Here is a 788-nt window from a genome sequence, read left to right as displayed (position 1 = left end):
GGCTGTTCTCTAATTCCGGGCCTGCGGTCAAGACTCTCCAAACACATCCTTGCCGGGTTCATGGTTCTCTCCGCGGTAGGGGCATGCCCTCCGCATGATGGCGTAGGATGACGCTAGTGGATCAATGTGTGAAGCGCGCTTGCTTTTTGAGCATCGCAAAGCCAGGGGCGATCGCACCAACGCCAGCGTCCCGGCAGGGACCTTGGATCCCGCCGGTGGTCGGCGGGAATTCGATAGTTTGCTACGCTGTTTGCATGGCGGTCTCCTTTGATGACCATCTAAATTCGGTACCTTCGATCCACATCCGATGCAGGATGACCGCAAGCTTTCGCGCAACCGCAACCTTGGCTTTGCGTAGCCCGCTTCGTTTTGCGAGCCGAATGCCCCAGGCTTTGAGCGCTGACCATTTTGCTACGCGTGTGAGCAGCACATTGGCTGCCTCATAGAGATAGCCGCGCAACATTTTGTCGCCGCACTTTGAGATTCGCCCCGTCCAGTCGATCTCGCCGGATGCGTACCGTCGGGTCGTTAATCCGACATAGGCTCCGACGCTTCTTGACCTTTTGAAGCGCCCAGGATCATCGATCGTTGCAAGAAAGCAAAGAGCCGTGACGGGACCGATGCCGGGTGCCGTCATGAACTGTCGCGCTTGGGCATTGTTGCGCGCGAGCTTCATGACCTTACGGTCGAGATCCGCAATCTGCTGCTCGATGGCCATTCGGGCGCTGAGTAGCGGCGCTACCGCAACGGCGAGTGCTGGCCGATCTTCGATGAGTTCGGCAGCACGC

Annotated in this window: 1 protein-coding gene; it reads right to left on the bottom strand. The window is 58.5% G+C overall.

Annotated elements, in window-relative coordinates; genetic code table 11:
• Positions 1 to 241: 241 nt before the first annotated feature.
• A partial coding sequence (locus tag IVA95_RS01515; protein WP_247508890.1) for a transposase occupies positions 242 to 788 on the bottom strand: 547 nt, incomplete at its 5' end.

Origin of the sequence: Bradyrhizobium sp. 157 (genome assembly GCF_023073815.1) — a bacterium.
Classification (GTDB): Bacteria; Pseudomonadota; Alphaproteobacteria; order Rhizobiales; family Xanthobacteraceae; genus Bradyrhizobium.
This window is presented reverse-complemented; position numbering and strand designations above follow the sequence as displayed.